The organism is Helicobacter mastomyrinus, from assembly GCF_039555295.1.
Lineage (GTDB): Bacteria > Campylobacterota > Campylobacteria > Campylobacterales > Helicobacteraceae > Helicobacter_C > Helicobacter_C mastomyrinus.
The window spans coordinates 525,511-542,210 of the sequence record NZ_CP145316.1; the positions used below are offsets into that span (position 1 = coordinate 525,511).

16 protein-coding genes are annotated in these 16,700 nt (G+C 39.2%); 15 read left to right on the forward strand and 1 reads right to left on the reverse strand.

Annotation, left to right across the window (positions count from 1 at the left end; all coding sequences use genetic code 11):
* Positions 1-57: 57 nt before the first annotated feature.
* Positions 58-1,044, reverse strand: coding sequence for a tryptophan--tRNA ligase (trpS, locus tag V3I05_RS02705; RefSeq protein ID WP_300447872.1), 987 nt, complete (start codon positions 1,042-1,044; stop codon positions 58-60).
* Between the two features lie 280 nt (positions 1,045-1,324).
* Between trpS and V3I05_RS02710 the strand changes: the two genes are divergently transcribed.
* The 15 genes from V3I05_RS02710 to V3I05_RS02780 all read left to right on the forward strand — a co-directional run bounded on the left by V3I05_RS02710 (position 1,325) and on the right by V3I05_RS02780 (position 16,691).
* Positions 1,325-1,882 carry a pyruvate flavodoxin oxidoreductase subunit gamma gene (locus V3I05_RS02710; protein WP_343353914.1) on the forward strand — a complete coding sequence of 186 codons (558 nt, stop codon included), beginning with the start codon at positions 1,325-1,327 and terminating at the stop codon, positions 1,880-1,882.
* A 28-nt stretch (positions 1,883-1,910) separates the two neighbouring features.
* Entirely contained in the window at positions 1,911-2,321 is a 411-nt protein-coding gene (locus V3I05_RS02715) for a 4Fe-4S dicluster domain-containing protein (protein WP_300450825.1), read from the forward strand.
* Between the two features lie 14 nt (positions 2,322-2,335).
* Positions 2,336-3,556: a 2-oxoacid:ferredoxin oxidoreductase subunit alpha gene (locus V3I05_RS02720; protein WP_295699689.1), complete on the forward strand. Its 1,221-nt coding sequence runs from the start codon at positions 2,336-2,338 to the stop codon at positions 3,554-3,556.
* 10 nt (positions 3,557-3,566) lie between these two features.
* A complete protein-coding gene (locus tag V3I05_RS02725; RefSeq protein ID WP_295699686.1) occupies positions 3,567-4,514 on the forward strand; it encodes a thiamine pyrophosphate-dependent enzyme in 948 nt (315 codons plus the stop codon).
* Between the two features lie 123 nt (positions 4,515-4,637).
* Positions 4,638-6,506 (forward strand): RNA polymerase sigma factor RpoD, encoded by a 1,869-nt coding sequence (rpoD, locus tag V3I05_RS02730; protein ID WP_300447817.1) that lies wholly within the window; start codon positions 4,638-4,640, stop codon positions 6,504-6,506.
* 231 nt (positions 6,507-6,737) lie between these two features.
* On the forward strand, positions 6,738-7,226 hold the full coding sequence (locus tag V3I05_RS02735; protein WP_295699682.1) for a CoA-binding protein: 489 nt from the start codon (positions 6,738-6,740) through the stop codon (positions 7,224-7,226).
* 66 nt (positions 7,227-7,292) lie between these two features.
* A complete protein-coding gene (locus V3I05_RS02740; RefSeq protein ID WP_343353917.1) occupies positions 7,293-8,168 on the forward strand; it encodes a phosphatidate cytidylyltransferase in 876 nt (291 codons plus the stop codon).
* 9 nt (positions 8,169-8,177) lie between these two features.
* A complete protein-coding gene (dxr, locus tag V3I05_RS02745) occupies positions 8,178-9,293 on the forward strand; it encodes a 1-deoxy-D-xylulose-5-phosphate reductoisomerase (RefSeq protein WP_300447811.1) in 1,116 nt (371 codons plus the stop codon).
* Positions 9,294-9,478: 185 nt separating this feature from the next.
* Entirely contained in the window at positions 9,479-10,123 is a 645-nt protein-coding gene (locus tag V3I05_RS02750; protein WP_295699677.1) for an outer membrane beta-barrel protein, read from the forward strand.
* A 151-nt stretch (positions 10,124-10,274) separates the two neighbouring features.
* Positions 10,275-11,777, forward strand: a complete 1,503-nt coding sequence (thrC, locus tag V3I05_RS02755; RefSeq protein WP_300450830.1) for a threonine synthase — start codon at positions 10,275-10,277, stop codon at positions 11,775-11,777.
* 50 nt (positions 11,778-11,827) lie between these two features.
* Complete coding sequence (gene purE / locus V3I05_RS02760) at positions 11,828-12,325, forward strand: 5-(carboxyamino)imidazole ribonucleotide mutase (protein WP_295699672.1); 498 nt, start codon at positions 11,828-11,830, stop codon at positions 12,323-12,325.
* Positions 12,325-12,810 (forward strand): DUF3972 domain-containing protein, encoded by a 486-nt coding sequence (locus tag V3I05_RS02765; protein WP_300450832.1) that lies wholly within the window; start codon positions 12,325-12,327, stop codon positions 12,808-12,810. Before purE ends, V3I05_RS02765 begins: the two co-directional genes overlap by 1 nt.
* Complete coding sequence (locus V3I05_RS02770) at positions 12,807-13,739, forward strand: damage-control phosphatase ARMT1 family protein (protein WP_300450834.1); 933 nt, start codon at positions 12,807-12,809, stop codon at positions 13,737-13,739. The genes V3I05_RS02765 and V3I05_RS02770 overlap by 4 nt, the downstream gene beginning before the upstream one ends.
* 1 nt (position 13,740) lies before the next feature.
* Positions 13,741-14,637, forward strand: coding sequence for a glycine--tRNA ligase subunit alpha (gene glyQ, locus V3I05_RS02775; protein WP_343353922.1), 897 nt, complete (start codon positions 13,741-13,743; stop codon positions 14,635-14,637).
* Positions 14,637-16,691 (forward strand): M99 family carboxypeptidase catalytic domain-containing protein, encoded by a 2,055-nt coding sequence (locus tag V3I05_RS02780; RefSeq protein ID WP_300450841.1) that lies wholly within the window; start codon positions 14,637-14,639, stop codon positions 16,689-16,691. Before glyQ ends, V3I05_RS02780 begins: the two co-directional genes overlap by 1 nt.
* Positions 16,692-16,700: the final 9 nt, after the last annotated feature.

Here is a 16,700-nt window from a genome sequence, read left to right on the forward strand (position 1 = left end):
ATTGTGTAAATAAAATGCGAATTATAGCATAAGGGAGATAAGCTTTTACAAATAGACCTATACTAAACCTAAGTGTTCCTTTGCGCGGGCATAAGTGGCTTTGGCAATGGGGCGGACTGCATTAGCACTTTTATCTAGTATAGATTCTATATATGCCCTATCACTGCTTAGTCTTGCATACTCCTCTTGTATAGGACGTAAAGTTTCTATAATCACTTCGCTCAAAGCGCTTTTAAGATGTCCATAGCCCTTGCCTTCAAATGCAGATTCTATTTCTTCGCGGCTCTGTCTTGTGAAAATCTCATACATACAAAGCAGATTATATAATCCTGCGCGAGATTCATCAAAGATAATGCCACTTTGAGAATCTGTAACTGCCTTTTTGATTTTGCGTGTGATGAGTTCAGGGCTATCAAGTAAAAAAATCGCGTTATTCTCGCTCTGTGCGGATTTACTCATTTTGGCATTTGGGTCATCTAAAGCCATTATGCGCGCTCCTACTTTAGCAATCATCGGCTCAGGAATATTAAAGCATAATCCATATTCATTATTAAAGCGCATTGCCACGTCACGTGTTAGCTCTAAATGCTGCTTTTGGTCTTCACCCACAGGCACAAAATCTGCCTGATAGAGCAAAATATCCGCCGCCATAAGCGCAGGGTAATTAAACAAGCCCACATTAATATTTTTTGGATTTTTTGCACTTTTATCTTTAAATTGTGTCATACGACTCATATCACCCATAGGAATATGGCAATCTAAAATCCACGCTAATGCGGCGTGTTCATCGATTTGACTTTGGATAAAAAGATGAGATTTATTTGTATCAATGCCACAGGCTAAAAGAATACCTGCAAGCTCATAAGTCTTTTCTTTTAATTGCGTAGGATTCTGTTTAGTCGTAATCGCGTGGGAATTAACCACGCAAAAAATATTTTCATATTCCTCTTGTGAATCTACCCAATGTCGCACCGCACCTAGATAATTGCCTAAGTGGATATTGCCCGTGGGCTGAATGCCTGAAAAAACGCGTTTTTTTTGCAATTGTGCGTCCATAATTTATCCCCTAATCTCAAAATCATTAACAAAAGCGGTATTATATGATTTTTGGCTTAAGTTTAGAGGAATACCCCATTAAAAATTGTGCTAAAAGTTTTACCCAAGAAAAGGTGATTTTACACTCACTTGGTAAAAAAATTTTTTACAAAATTGTGTAGAATCTCCCCCTTTGTCAAAGTGCGTTTATCAAAATTGTTTCAAAACGATACGAAATTAAATAAAACTGCGTTAAAATGGTCTTAAATCCACGAAGGAAGGAGAAAGTATGCTTGAGATACGATGGCATTCTCGTGCTGGGCAAGGTGCTGTAACAGGCGCAAAAGGTCTAGCCGATGTAATTGCAGGAACAGGCAAAGAGGTGCAAGCCTTTGCATTCTATGGTTCAGCTAAACGCGGTGCTTCTATGACTGCCTATAATAGGATAGATTCAGAGCCTATTCTCAATCACGAAAAGTTTATGAATCCCGATTATATTTTGGTGATTGACCCGGGCTTGGTATTCATCACAAATATTTGTCTTTATGATAAACCATCGACAAAATACATTATCACCACGCGCTTAAGCAAGGAAGAGCTCATTGCTAAAAAGCCCGAGTTGGCACAAAAAGAGGTATATACGCTTGATTGTATTCAAATCTCTATTGATGCACTTGGCAAATCTATCCCTAATGCACCTATGCTTGGGGCGTTAATGAAAGTTTCAGGTATGCTTGAGATTGACTTCTTTTTAGAATCTTTCTCCAAGGTGCTTGGTAAAAAACTCCCCCAACAAGTGATTGAGGCAAACAAAGTGGCTATTAGACGAGCTTATGAGGAAGTTTAAATAAGGGCTTATTTTAAGGAGAAAAGAAATGGATAAATTAAAAGATTGGGACGAATTTGCAATTGGCTCTGTGCTGTTTCCTTTTAAAAAGGGCGTAGATGGGGCTATGGAACTTTATAAACAGGAACGAACTTATAGTGGCGATAGCTCATTTAGCGATAGTGTAGCGCATTGGCGTGTAGAAAAGCCTGTGCATAATAGTGATATTTGTATTAATTGCTTTACTTGTTGGGTATTTTGCCCTGATGCGGCGATTCTTACTAATAATGATAAATTAGCAGGTGTGGATTATGTGCATTGTAAAGGTTGTGGCGTATGTGTGGATGTGTGTCCCACCAACCCAAAATCATTGCTTATGTTTAATGATCACAAAGACAATGAAGAAGCCCTCAAAGAATGGCCTGCTAAAGAGCCTAAAAAATCGCAAAATAACGCATAGTCTAGGAGGAAAAGATGGCCAAAATAATGGAATTAAGGGATATTGAAGTATGGGATGGCAATATGGCTGCTTCTCAAGCACTTCGTCAAGCACAAATTGATGTGGTAGCTGCTTATCCTATCACACCTTCGACACCCATTGTGCAAAACTATGGAAGTTTTGTAAGTAATGGTTATGTCGATGGTGAATTTGTGATGGTAGAATCCGAACACGCAGCAATGAGTGCGTGTGTAGGTGCTGCAGCAGCTGGTGGAAGAGTAGCCACGGCGACAAGCTCTCAAGGTTTTGCATTAATGATAGAAGTGCTTTATCAGGCTTCTGGTATGCGTTTACCTATTGTGCTAAATCTTGTCAATCGTGCACTTGCTGCACCACTCAATGTAAATGGAGATCATTCAGATATGTATCTTAGCCGTGATACAGGCTGGATAAATCTCTGCACCTATAATCCACAAGAAGCTTATGATTTTAATCTTATGGCTTTTAAGATTGCAGAAGATAAACGTGTAAGAGTGCCTATAATTGTGAATCAAGACGGATTCATTTGCTCTCATACCGCGCAGTCTGTTCGCCCATTTACTGATGAGGAAGCATATAAATTTATCGGGGATTATATCTCGCATAATCCTATGTTAAACTTCTCTAACCCTGTAACTTACGGGGCGCAAACAGAAGAGGATTGGCATTTTGAGCATAAGGCACAGCTACACAAAGGCATTATGGATTCAGCACAGGTTATAGAAGAGGTATTTGAAGCTTTTGCAAAAAAATCTGGCCGCACATACAAACTTGTAGAAACTTATGATATAGAAGATGCAGAAGTAGCAATTGTGGCACTTGGCACAAGCGTAGAATCTGCTCGTGTAGCGGCTAAAAAAGCACGCAATGAAAAAGGCATTAAAGCAGGGGTTATCTCTATCCGCTCCTTACGACCCTTTCCTTTCAAGCAAATAGGCGAGGTGCTAAAAGGTTTAAAAGCAGTAGCTTGTATCGACAGAAGTCTTCCAGCAGGAACAATGGGTATGCTTTTTAATGAATTTTCAGCAGCAGCTCTTGGGGCAGGAGCACATCTTATAATGTCAAATTATATTTATGGACTAGGCGGACGTGATTTGACACAAGCGCATTTAGAGAGCATTTTTACCGAGCTTAATGAAAATGCAAAAGCAGGTAAATTGACTCACCCACTTCAACAAATGTTAGGACTTCGCGGACCTAAAATGAGCTTTTTTTAAGGAGAATACAATGGTAAAGGAAGTAAAGAATCTTAAAGAATTTCAAAAATCATCAAAAAAATTTGAAGGTGCGCACTTACTTTGTCCGGGCTGTGCTCACGGTATGATTGTGCGAGAAGTACTTAGTGCAGTAGATGGACCCATTATTATTGGGAACTCCACGGGCTGTCTTGAGGTTTCAAGTGCAGTATATCCACATACAAGCTGGGATGTGCCTTGGATTCACATTGGGTTTGAAAATGGCTCTACGGCAGTTGCTGGAGCAGAAGCTATGTATAAAGCTCTGGCACGCAAGGGAAGATATACCGGTGAACGTCCTAAATTTGTAGCATTTGGTGGCGATGGAGCGACTTATGATATTGGATTTCAATGGATTAGTGGCTGCTTTGAAAGAGGGCACGATATGACTTATATCTGTCTTGACAATGAAGTGTATGCAAATACAGGTGGACAGAGAAGCGGCTCTACGCCTCTTGGCTCAAGCACATCAACTACACCCGCTGGAAGCGTAAGCTATGGTAAAAAAGAACGCAAAAAAGACTTGCTTTTTATTATGGCAGCACATCATGCGCCCTATGTCGCCCAAGTAGCTCCCAACAAGTGGAAAGATATGAATAAGAAAATTAAACGTGCTATTGATACAGAGGGACCAACCTTTATTAATGCAATGAGTGCTTGCACGACTGAATGGCGATTTGAATCTCATAAAACCGTTGAAATCAGCGATTTAGCAGTAGATTCCCTTGTGTTTCCATTATTTGAAATTATTAATGGTGTAGAAGTGCATATCACTTATCGCCCACGCAATATTGTGCCAGTTCGTGATTATTTAGGTGCACAAGGACGTTTCAAACATCTTTTCAAGCCTGAAAATGAACATATCATCGCACAATTTCAAAAAGATGTAGAGGCACGTTGGGAATACCTCCAACGTAGAGAAGAAATTAACCCCAAATAACACTTCTTAATATTCCTCTTAGCTAAGAAATAGAGGGATATTAATTGTATTTTATGTAATTTTGGGTAGAATCGCCGATTCTATAAAGCAGCCTTTTAAACAAAATCACTGCAAGGGTATAGTATGCAAGAAAAAGCTGACAAAATAAACAAAAAGTCAAAAGAAGTGAATGCTGAATTGGAAAATTTGTTTAAAGAAGAAGATAGCGATTATATTACGTATGAAAAAATTGCTCAAATTATGCTCAAAGCTCCCACAAGCGGACAGGTCAAAAAAATTAAAGACTTGAGCAAAAAATACAAAAAGAAACTTTTAAGCTCCTCTGAAGCGGCAAAAGTGCTTAATACTCAAGAACAAATCAAACGTCAAGCAGATAGAAAAAAAATGCTTGATGAAGAGCTTGAAGATGAATTTGACTTTATGAAAGATAAAGAGCTTCTTGAGTGGAGTAGGAGCGATAGCCCTGTACGTATGTATCTACGTGAAATGGGGCAGATTCCACTTTTGACAAAAGAGGAAGAAATTAGCCTAAGTAAGCAAATTGAGCTAGGGGAGAATACTATCTTAGATGCAATTTGCTCCGTGCCTTATTTGATTGACTTTATTTATGATTATAAAGATGCCTTGATTAATCGTGAGCGAAGGGTTAAAGAACTCTTCAAAAGTTTTGATGATGACGAAGAGGAAGAGGAATTAAATGAAGAGGAAGATTTTGATATAGAAGAAGAGGAAAATGCACGTAAGAACTCAAAGAGAGACCAAAAACGTGTAGAAAAGGTAATGGAAAGTTTCAAAGCACTTGATAAGGCAAAAAAAGAATGGCTTAAACTACTTGAAGGCCCATTAGCAGAGGGCGAGGATGAGCTTAGCCATATTTTGCTACTTTCACACAAAAAGCATATCCTCAAAACAAAACTTTTAGACTTAGGACCTACAAGTAAGCTCATTAGTGAGCTTGTAAGAGCAATGGAAAATACCTTAAAAAGCGGTGATGGCTTTGAGCGTGAGCTAAAAAGACTTGAATATAAACTACCATTATTTAATGATATATTAATACAAAATCACAAAAAAATTCTTGCCAATATTACCAATATGACACGCGATGAAATCGCCTCTATGGTGCCAGAAACCACAATGGTAAATGTGTATATGGAACTCAAAAAACTTTTTCAAACTAAGGAAGCAAGTGAAGGAGGTTTTAACCTTGAACCCGAAAAGCTCAAAGAAATCCTAGAACAAATTAAGCGTGGGAAATCTATCTCCGATAAAGCAAAAGCAAAAATGGCAAAATCCAACCTCCGCCTTGTGGTGAGCATTGCCAAGCGATATACTAATCGCGGTTTGCCATTCCTTGATTTGATACAAGAGGGCAATATCGGGCTAATGAAGGCTGTGGATAAGTTTGAATACAAAAAAGGCTTTAAATTTTCTACTTATGCTACGTGGTGGATTAGGCAAGCTATCTCACGAGCCATTGCTGACCAAGCGCGCACTATTCGCATTCCCATTCATATGATAGAAACAATTAATAGAATCCACAAAATTATACGCAAGCACGTCCAAGAGACAGGCAAAGAACCAGATATTGATTTTATTGCTAAAGAGGTAGGACTTTCCATTGATAAAGTAAAGAATGTTATTAAAATTACCAAAGAACCAGTGAGCCTTGATGCCCCTATTGGAAATGATGATGATGGTAAATTTGGGGATTTTGTAGAAGACAAAAATTCTGTAGGACCTATGGATTATATCCTCAAGGAAGATTTAAAAGTGCAAATTGATGAAGTACTTGAACAGCTTAATGACAGAGAAAAAGCTGTAATACGTATGCGTTTTGGACTTTTAGATGATGAAAGCGATAGGACATTAGAAGAAATCGGTAAGGAACTCAATGTAACGCGCGAGAGAGTGCGGCAAATAGAATCTAGTGCTATCAAAAAGCTCAAACATCCAAAAGTAGGTAGAAAACTAAAAAACTACATTGAGGAATAAAACTATAAAATCCAAGCCTTAAAAAACCAATCTAGCAGATAGATATTTGGCTTAAATAACCTAGCCTTACAAAAGCATAAGATTTTATCCTCTACTCATTAGCGCTTTGTGGAAGTAGCTTTCTCACAAGATTGCAATAACTGCGCTTGCACAAAATACATACAATATAAATGCAGCCTATCGTTTAATATTTCTATGTTATAGTAAATATTCATACGAAAGGAAAACGCTATGGCACTATTGCATAACACACAAAAAGCAACTATCCTAAAAAACGCAAGAAAAATTGTTATTGTAGGCTTAAGCCCTCAGCAAGATAAGATAAGCTATCAGGTAGGGGCATTTCTATTATCTAGGGGTTATGATATTATCCCTATTTATCCGCGTGGTGGGGAGATTCTAGGAAGAGAAGTATTTTGCTCACTCAATGATGCCTTTGCAGTAATGGCGCAAAATGGGGAAGTATGCGATATTATCAACATCTTTAGAAAAAGTGAAGCACTAGGAGATGTGATGAATGAAATATGCGCCCTCACTCCTTATAGCTCCTTTGACAAAAGCCGCTTATGTGTATGGGTGCAGCTTGGGCTGCAAAGCAAAGAGGCTTATCAAAAAGCTAAAGAAAATGCTATCTTATATGAAGAGGATAGTTGCATTCAAGCCACATACAAAAATCTTTTTGGTAACGCAACCTTAACAGAGATTACCGCCCTATCGTAAGTATTTTTGAATCTAAAAATCTTTATGCTACAATACTCTCATATTACCTAGCACAAAGGATAATGTATGAATGACAATACACAGCAATCCCCCAATACCCCTAAAGACAACGTATCACTATACGCTCGCCTTAAAGAGAAAGCAAAAATAAGGTTTCTTTCTGATAAGGCACGATTTCTTACTGCTATTGCCTTAATTATTTTACTTGTGCTTGTCTTAAGCATTGATTCACCCCTGCTTACTTGCATTGTGCTTGCATTTCTTTGTGTCATTGCTATGCAAGAGGTTCTTTCTCTCTACAAACTAGAATCTGCTTTACATTATTATATCGCCACTATTTTGGCTTGGCTATGTGCGTATTTTAATGACCGCGTTATAGAATCTGCTCTTTTTGTACTCATTCTCTATGCGTCTTATCTTGCTTATAGCAAAAAAATCACGCTTAAAACCTTACTTCCTTTCATCTACCCACTTCTGCCATTTCTAAGTATTTACGCACTCTATAAAGACGCTGGGGGAGCTGGTGTATGGGTTATTGTATGGTTAATTGTAATTGTAGCATTTACCGATACAGGAGCGTATTTTGGCGGCAAAGCCTTCGGTAAAACGCCCTTTTGCCCTACTTCCCCTAAAAAAACCCTTGAAGGCGTGATTTGCGGGGTTATCTTTGGTGTGGCTTTTGGCTCAATTGTAGGCATTGGTACTTGTGGGAACTTTTTATATTCGCTTGGTATTACCTTTGTTGTAGCTCTTAGTGCTGTTTTTGGAGATTTATTTGAAAGCTACTTAAAACGTGAAGCAGGAGTAAAAGATAGCGGCTCATTATTACCCGGGCACGGTGGTGTGCTAGATAGACTTGATGCCATACTCTTTGGTGCGGTGGTAATGCACTTTTTGCTTTTTTTCCTACCCGGCTATAATAACATCACTATTATGCTTTAAAGTCTCTTTATGATTCTTCTTGGCAGCACCGGTAGTATTGGCACAAATGCCCTTGAGATCGCTGCAGCTTTTTCTATCCGCATAGAATCTTTATGTGCGGGTAGGAATATCTCTCTCTTAAATCAACAAATTGCACAATATAATCCTAAAAATGTATGTATCGCCCATAAAGCAGATTCTATTCGTCTTATCAAAGGAGATTATCGCTTATTTTATGGAGCAGAGGGGATTTTAGAAATGATAGAATCCTCCCAATCTACTCTTGTCCTCAATGCCCTTGTGGGATTTGCAGGGCTTGCCCCTAGCTTCAAAGCCTTACAATGTGGTAAAAAACTCGCTCTAGCCAATAAGGAATCACTCGTAAATGCTGGTTGGCTTTTGCAAAAAGAGCAGATTACGCCCATTGATAGCGAACATTTTGGATTATGGTATCTCACACAAAATCGCCCTATAAATGAACTCTATATTACCGCAAGTGGTGGGGCTTTTCGAGACTATCCATTAGATAAAATTGCTTGCGCCTCACCACAAGAAGCCCTCAAACACCCTAATTGGCAAATGGGACAGAAAATCACCATAGATTCAGCCACTATGGCAAATAAACTTTTTGAGATTCTCGAAGCACGTTGGCTCTTTAATACACAGCATATAGACGCCTTTATAGAATCTAGCTCTAGTATCCACGCCCTTGTCGAACACCCCGATGGCAGTATTATTGCCCATATTAGCAACCCAGATATGAAGCTCCCTATTGCCTATGCACTTAATCCCATTCTAGCCTCACAGCACAGATATATCAAGCCACTTTCTCTTACCTCTTTAAATCTATGCCTTAAGCCTATTGACCCTCATCGCTATCCCTTGTGGAATCTCAAAGATGAAATACTACAAACCCCTCAAAAAGGCATAGTGCTTAATGCAAGCAATGAAGTAGCAGTGCAATATTTTTTAGCTAATAGCATACCTTTTGGAGCTATAAGCACACTTATAGCAGCAATAATGGAGCAATTTGCAGATTTTAACTTTAACTCACTCAACGATTTAAATTCAATCACTGCTCTTGATAGACAAGTGCGCATAAATAGCCAAGAATGGCTCAAACAACAGAACTATACCCTCTCTTAATTATCATAACTTATAAATATACACTTTGAGGATTCTTACTCTCATTGGTGTATATGCAACCTTTTGTATCAATACTAAAACATTTTGCGTAAAAATAAAGGATTCGTTTTTTTTTTTTTTGAATCTCACTCTATAATGATATGTCCCTCTCATAAACACATATTCAAGGACAAAAAGGAGTATTTATGAAAAAAATTTTAATCTCAAGTGTATTGAGTGCAAGTCTTTTGTGTGTAGCAAATGCACAAAGTAGTGGTTTATTTGTTGGTGTAAATGCAGGAGTGCCTATTACTACACCGGATTATAAAGGTTCTTTAGCAGCAACAAAGGATTTTTTTCCTACAACTGGTATAGGCTGGGCAGTAGGGGTTGATGTCGGCTACAAACAAGCTTTGAGCCAAAATTATGGGCTTAAATGGTATCTTAGCTATAACTATAATCAAAGTAAAGGTTCTAAAGATAGTGAGGCAATAGGTAAAAGTGAAGCTGATATTAATCAGCACTTAATTACAGCAAATGTGGATTACTACTTTAATTTCACTCCTGCTTTTGGTGCATATCTCGGTATTGGTGTAGGCTATCAACAATATAATCCTACATGGAAAATGGGTGGAGCCACTATTCCTACTGAAGGAGCTAAGGGTGGACTTGCTGTGCCTGTAAACGTAGGGCTTACATATAATTTCAATGATAAAAACCAGATTCTGCTTGGAGCAAAGATTCCATTAGTAGCTTATGATTATGAAACTAACAATCCTCAAACCCAAACTAAAGGAACAGCTACACTTCGCACCTATATCGTGCAAATTGGATACAACCTTACTTTCTAAGATTCTATTAAGCTCTCTCTCTTTAAAAGAATCTTCTGCTAGAGAATCTTGTATTCTCTAACCCACTTCTTAATTTCTTTTAATCGTGTTATTAATTGGGTATGGTAGAATACTTACAAATTTGTGTAACAATCTACTCGCAAGGAATACTATGAATATCCGCACTTTCATCTCTACAAGAGATTCTAACCCCGCTCTTGCAAAAAGCTTCAAAGACGCTATTCTCAATCCCTCCGCACCACAGGGAGGGCTCTACACTTTTGATACTCTGCCCAAACTTAGCACACAAGATATTATCTCCTTGAGTAATTTAAGCTATGAAGGGCTTTGTATCAAACTTTTTAAGATTCTTAACTTAGGACTTGATGAAGCACTTTTAAAAGATGTATTGCGATGCTACAAAAGCTTTGATAATCCAAATAATCCCGCCCCATTACACAAGTTTAGCGATAATCTCTTTATGCTTAATCTCTACTCTGGTCCTACTCGCGCATTTAAAGATATGGCATTGCAACCTTTTGGAGCATTACTTTCACATTTTGCCGCACAAAAAAAACAAACTTATTTGATTCTTGCTGCTACAAGCGGTGATACCGGACCTGCCACGCTAGAAAGCTTTGCGAATAAGCCTTATATTAAGGTTATTTGTCTCTATCCTGATGGCGGCACAAGTGATATACAAAGATTGCAAATGACTACTCAAAATGCCTCAAACTGCAAGGTAATAGGCATTAAGGGCAACTTTGATGACGCACAAAGCGCACTTAAAAACCTCCTTAACGATAAAGATTTTATCACAAATCTCCACGCACAAGGCATTTACCTCTCTGCAGCAAATTCTGTCAATATAGGCCGCATTGTTTTTCAAATCATTTATCATTTTTGGGCGTATTTTAGTCTCCTTAAAAATGCTCAAATCACCTTTGGGGAAAAAATTTCAATTGTCGTGCCAAGCGGGAATTTTGGCAATATTTTAGGAGCGTTTTTTGCTAAAAAAATGGGCTTACCCTTGCAAAAGCTCGTTGTAGCTTCAAATGTAAATAATATCTTAAGCGATTTTATCCATAGCGGTGTATATGATGTCTCTTCACGCGTTTTATTGAGGTCAAAATCCCCCGCGATGGATATTCTTAAAAGCTCAAATGTTGAAAGGGTGCTTTATGCGCTTTTTGGAGCTAAGCGCACACGGCAATTAATGGAATCTTTGCAAACAAAAGGCGCATATAGCCTTAACCAAGATGAATTAGCCCTCCTACAAGATGATTTTAGCGCATTATATTGCGATGATACTCAATGCCTACAAAGTATGACAGAAGTCATAAAAAAGGGGTTTGTGCTTGACCCACATAGTGCGATTGCCTACTATGGAGCAAAAAAACTGCAAAAAGAAAATATTATAGATAAAAGCGTTTTCCTTGCCACAGCAGAATGGAGCAAATTCGCCCCGAGCGTTTGGGAAGCCCTGCAAGAAGCCTATAGCCTGCAAGATGTTTATAGTGATGAAAAAAATGCGATTAAAGATATTTGTGAGCATACATCAGCCGTGCTTCCTCAAGCCATTAGCACACTTTTTAATAAACCTATCACACAAAAAGATGTAGTAGCGATTTCAGCCATTCGCTCTTGCATTATGCAATGGATTGAGCAAAGTTAGTTTAAAACAAATATGATAGAATTTCAAGCCTAAAAACCAAGGAGTAGAAAATGGATTTTATAAGCGTGATTATGGGGAGCAAAAGCGATTGGAACGTGATGAGTGAGTGCATAGAGGTATTGAAAAAGTTTGATGTCGCCTATGAGGTGATTATTAGCTCGGCTCATCGCTCACCAGAGCGCACAAAATCCTATATCAAAGACGCACAATCTCGTGGTGCGCAAGTATTCATCGGCGCAGCGGGTATGGCAGCACATCTTGCCGGGGCGATTGCCTCTCAAACGTGCAAACCCGTTATCGGTGTGCCTTTAAGTGGTGGTGCACTTGATGGGTTAGATGCCCTCCTTTCTACCGTGCAAATGCCTAGCTCTATGCCCGTAGCCACAGTGAGCATTGGCAAGGCTGGGGCGATTAATGCAGCGTATTTAGCAATGCAAATTTTAAGCCTTAAAAATGATGAACTCGCAGGAAAGCTCATAGAAGATCGCGTGATGAAGGCTAAAAAAGTAGAGCTAGATTCTGCAGAGATAGAGGTGAGGAGGGGCTAATGGAAGCTTCAAATACTTGGCTTGAGCTCGAAGAATTTGTAAAACTTTCAGGTTTAAGTGAAGAAAAAATCACTGAGCTCATTAATGAAGGCAGTCTCAAAAGCAAAACAGAGGAAGAAAAAACCTTTATAGACGCAACTTCAGGTGTGGGTGCATTAGTCAAAAAAGTAGAATCTAATCTTGTATCCGCAGATATGAATGGCAAAGAGCTAGACCCTGTATTTGTGGAAAAAACCATCTCTACCATTCTAGGCTTACACGATAAAGTCATTGCGGCAAAAGATGAAACCATCAGTGCGTTTAAAAACGAAAATACCTTTCTTAAAGACGCCCTTATCTCTATGCAGGAAGTCTATGATGATGATAAGAAGACGATGGAAACCTTGCGTACAGAACTAGAACGCTCACGTGAGGAAATTGAATTTATGAAGCGCAAATATCGCCTTATGTGGGGTAAAGTCGCTAATATGACAGAACCAAAATGATAGCTCAAAATGCGTGTTTTACCTGTCTTCAAAGGCAAGTTAAACATCTCTGCCAACTGCTACATATCCCCGATAAGCACATCACACAAAATATACAGCATATTTTAGAATCTGCCAAAAATAAAGGATTGCTCCCACCTCAAATCGCCATTGATGTATATAAAACTCTTGCACGTGATACAGGGCTTAGCGATCCCTTTTATCATATCAAGCAAGAGAGTATGACAAAAGCTCACCATATTGTGCAAAATTTACTTCACAAATACCCTCCACCACCACTTTTATTCGCTACTAATGGCCCAGATTCTAAACAAATAAAAGAGGATTCTGTATATAAACGGCTAGAATGGGCAGTCAAAATGGCAATTTTAGGTAATGTCATTGATTATGGCTCACAGCATAGCTTTGATTTTGATAATGCCAATTTTGGCTTTGAATCCATACATTTTGCTACCTTTTGCCTCCCTGCATTTATTGACAAACTCTCTGCTAAAACATTACTTTATATTGCTGATAATGCTGGAGAAAATATCTTTGATAAGGTGCTTATCGCCACATTAAAGGAGATATATCCGCATATAGAGATTTATTATGCCCTACGTGGTAAGCCTATCATCAATGATCTTACATTAGAGGATATGTCTCACCCTTTGGCTAAGGATATGCAGGAGTATTGCACTTTACTTGATTCTGGCGTGAGAAGCCCGGGATTTGTATATACGGACGCCTTACCTCAAGCCCAAGCTATCTATGATAGGGCTGATGTGATACTTGCTAAGGGTATGGGGAATTTTGAATGTTTAAATATGCACAAAGATGAACGATTATTTTTGCTTTTTAAGGTCAAGTGCGATGTGGTGGCAGCATATTGTGGGGTGCAAAAGGGAGCAATGATGTTTATCCACAATACAAAAGTGCAAAAGGAGTGATATGCTAAGTTTTTCGAATATTTTACTAACCCTACAAGAATTTTGGAAAAATCAAGGCTGCCTTATCGTGCAGCCCTATGATATTCCCGCAGGAGCTGGGACATTCCACCCGGCTACTCTGCTTAGAAGCTTAGATTCTAAGTCTTGGAGTGTAGCTTATGTCGCCCCATCACGTCGCCCAACAGATGGGCGCTATGGAGAGAATCCTAATCGCCTAGGAAGTTATTATCAATTTCAAGTGCTTATCAAGCCAAGCCCAGATAATATACAAGAGATATATTTGCGTAGCTTTGAGGCATTGGGCTTAGACTTACGCGCTCACGATGTGCGTTTTGTAGAGGATAATTGGGAATCCCCCACACTTGGTGCTTGGGGACTTGGCTGGGAAGTGTGGCTTGATGGTATGGAGGTAACGCAATTTACATATTTTCAGCAAGTAGGCGGGATTCCTTGCCAACCCGTCGCGGTGGAAATTACCTATGGCGTGGAAAGATTAGCAATGTATATACAAGGAGTAGAAAATATCTTTGAAATTGCGTGGAATGACCCCACAAACACACACCCTATGTCGTATGCGGACGTACATTTACAAGGTGAATATGAATTTTCTACCTATCATTTTGATGTAGCAGATACCAAAATGCTTTTTGCGCTTTTTGAACAATATGCTAAAGAAGTGAAAAACTGTCTCCAAGCGAGAATCCCTCTTGTTGCGTATGATTATACAATGCTTACAAGCCATTGTTTTAATATCCTTGATGCGCGTAAGGCTATTTCTGTCGCCCAAAGGCAGGATTATATCTTGCAAATTCGTGAACTCGCTAAAGCGTGTGCGGTGCTGTATAAAGAAATGGAGGGAGAAAGAAATGCACGGATAGAGAAAAGCAAAGGCTTGTAATGCGGTTTTTTCTTATATTTATATCACTTATTGTTACATTTTGCACACTCAATGCTGAAAATCTCGTGCGTGATTTTGCACTTTATAAACTCAATGAAAACGATAAACGCGCACCAACCTTGCTTTTAATGGGCGGGATTCACGGGGATGAGCCCGGCGCGTATTATTCCACTGATATTTTTATGCGCCATTATAAGATTACCAAAGGCAGCGTTTGGGTCGTGCCTGTGGTGAATCCTCACGGTATGTTTGCCAATATGCGTGGCGTATATGGCGATATGAATCGCAAGTTTACCGCACTTGCAACTAATGACCCAGATTATCAAAGTATCCAAAAGATTAAACAGCTTTTAGCAGAAAAAGATATTGATATATCCTTACATTTGCACGATGGGAGCGGATACTGGCGCCCTCAATATATAAGTAATCTTTTGAATCCTGCGCGTTGGGGAAATTGCTCTGTGATTGACCAGCCCGAGCTTAATGGGGCAAAATATGGCGATTTAGAATCCTTTGTCGCTCAAATGGTAGCAGATATTAATCTCCATATACTTAACCCCCTCCATCGCTACCACGTGCATAATACTCACACGAAAGCTAAAAATAATACAGAACAACTCAAAGCTTTAACATTTTTCTCTCTTTCACTTGGCAAACCAGCACTAACAAATGAAGCCAGCAAAGAGCTAGATATTCCCACACGTGTGTATTATCATCTCCTAGCTATTGAATCTTTGCTAGGACAGCTTGGTATAGGCTTTGAGAGGGATTTTGAGCTTAATGTCGCTTCAGTTAAAGAGCTTCTTTCCCCCGCACTCTTGCAGATAAAAATTGAAGAGCATATAACTCTACCTTTAGATTCTCTACGTCCATTTCTTACACATTTTCCATTGCCCAAAAACACCGCACCCAAGCACATTAAAACACAAAGTGATAGCCACCTACTAGGCTTAGTGCGCAATACACAGGGCAATATTGAGCTTAAATATGGCTCACGCACTATAAGCACATTGATTCCGCAATATCACACATTTGATGCATCACTTCAGCATATCCGCATAAAAATCGATGAGCAATGGCAATCTGTGCCGATAGGTTCAATTGTCTATGCCAAAGATTCTATCGAGTTTGAGCCGCTTGAGGATTACCGCATAAATGTGATAGGCTATGTCAAGCCTAATGACAACTCCCCTATGCCCGATGAAGTAGGCATTAGAATCTACAAAAAAGACTTTATTCCGCGATACAGCATTGATACACAAGCCCTTAGCTATCGCGCAGAAATATATCACAAAAAAGATATATTGAGTGGTATAGTAATTATCTCCTTTAAGAATCCTCCCAAACCTCAATCCTCGACCTATCAAGCCATAGCCTATACACCCGCACCTCTTAGAGAATCTAAAAACATAGACACAGCGCAAGCAGCCTCCTTGCCACCTACCAAACCCACACAAAAACACATAAAAGATAATAAAAAGCCACGACCAAAAAATACAGATGAGCCAAAGCCCTCTCCGCAGCCTACAGAGCTTCAAAAAATATGGGTTGCCTCACCTCGTGGTGTAAATGTCCGCACTAAGCCCACTACCCAAAGTCCTATTATTGCTAAACTCCCGCAAGGCACAACATTGCAAGTTTTAGAATCTCAAGGTAAATGGAGCAAGATTACCAATAATGCACATATCAAAGAGGGCTATATCATCTCTAGCGCCCTTACAGACAAAATAGAGACAAAAATAACAGATGCGGTGCCATTGCCTAAGTCACCAAGCCCAATAGACAAGAAGCCACTCGATTTAACAATAGACAAAAGCTCCTTAAAAAAAGCAGAATCTGGCAGCCCAAACAATGCTAAAATCATAGTGAATATAGCTCTTATCCGCACTAATCCCTCACGTAATGCACCTGTGATTGCTAAAGCTCCTTTGGGGCGGGAAATGCAAATACTCTCATTTGAAGGAGAGAATGATGAATGGGCGAAAATTCGCTATATTTTTGGGAGTCGCGAGATTAATGGCTATGTAGCAAAGCGACTTCTTAAGCCATTATGAAAGGTTTTT

Excerpts from the sequence above, each read along its gene's own strand:
- glyQ (WP_343353922.1), top strand. The coding sequence starts at position 13,741 with ATGCTAAGTTTTTCGAATATTTTACTAACCCTACAAGAATTTTGGAAA.
- purE (WP_295699672.1), top strand. The coding sequence starts at position 11,828 with ATGGATTTTATAAGCGTGATTATGGGGAGCAAAAGCGATTGGAACGTG.
- V3I05_RS02780 (WP_300450841.1), top strand. The coding sequence starts at position 14,637 with ATGCGGTTTTTTCTTATATTTATATCACTTATTGTTACATTTTGCACA.
- V3I05_RS02735 (WP_295699682.1), top strand. The coding sequence starts at position 6,738 with ATGGCACTATTGCATAACACACAAAAAGCAACTATCCTAAAAAACGCA.
- V3I05_RS02770 (WP_300450834.1), top strand. The coding sequence starts at position 12,807 with ATGATAGCTCAAAATGCGTGTTTTACCTGTCTTCAAAGGCAAGTTAAA.
- V3I05_RS02710 (WP_343353914.1), top strand. The coding sequence starts at position 1,325 with ATGCTTGAGATACGATGGCATTCTCGTGCTGGGCAAGGTGCTGTAACA.
- V3I05_RS02715 (WP_300450825.1), top strand. The coding sequence starts at position 1,911 with ATGGATAAATTAAAAGATTGGGACGAATTTGCAATTGGCTCTGTGCTG.
- V3I05_RS02750 (WP_295699677.1), top strand. The coding sequence starts at position 9,479 with ATGAAAAAAATTTTAATCTCAAGTGTATTGAGTGCAAGTCTTTTGTGT.
- V3I05_RS02725 (WP_295699686.1), top strand. The coding sequence starts at position 3,567 with ATGGTAAAGGAAGTAAAGAATCTTAAAGAATTTCAAAAATCATCAAAA.
- thrC (WP_300450830.1), top strand. The coding sequence starts at position 10,275 with ATGAATATCCGCACTTTCATCTCTACAAGAGATTCTAACCCCGCTCTT.
- V3I05_RS02720 (WP_295699689.1), top strand. The coding sequence starts at position 2,336 with ATGGCCAAAATAATGGAATTAAGGGATATTGAAGTATGGGATGGCAAT.
- V3I05_RS02740 (WP_343353917.1), top strand. The coding sequence starts at position 7,293 with ATGAATGACAATACACAGCAATCCCCCAATACCCCTAAAGACAACGTA.
- rpoD (WP_300447817.1), top strand. The coding sequence starts at position 4,638 with ATGCAAGAAAAAGCTGACAAAATAAACAAAAAGTCAAAAGAAGTGAAT.
- dxr (WP_300447811.1), top strand. The coding sequence starts at position 8,178 with ATGATTCTTCTTGGCAGCACCGGTAGTATTGGCACAAATGCCCTTGAG.
- V3I05_RS02765 (WP_300450832.1), top strand. The coding sequence starts at position 12,325 with ATGGAAGCTTCAAATACTTGGCTTGAGCTCGAAGAATTTGTAAAACTT.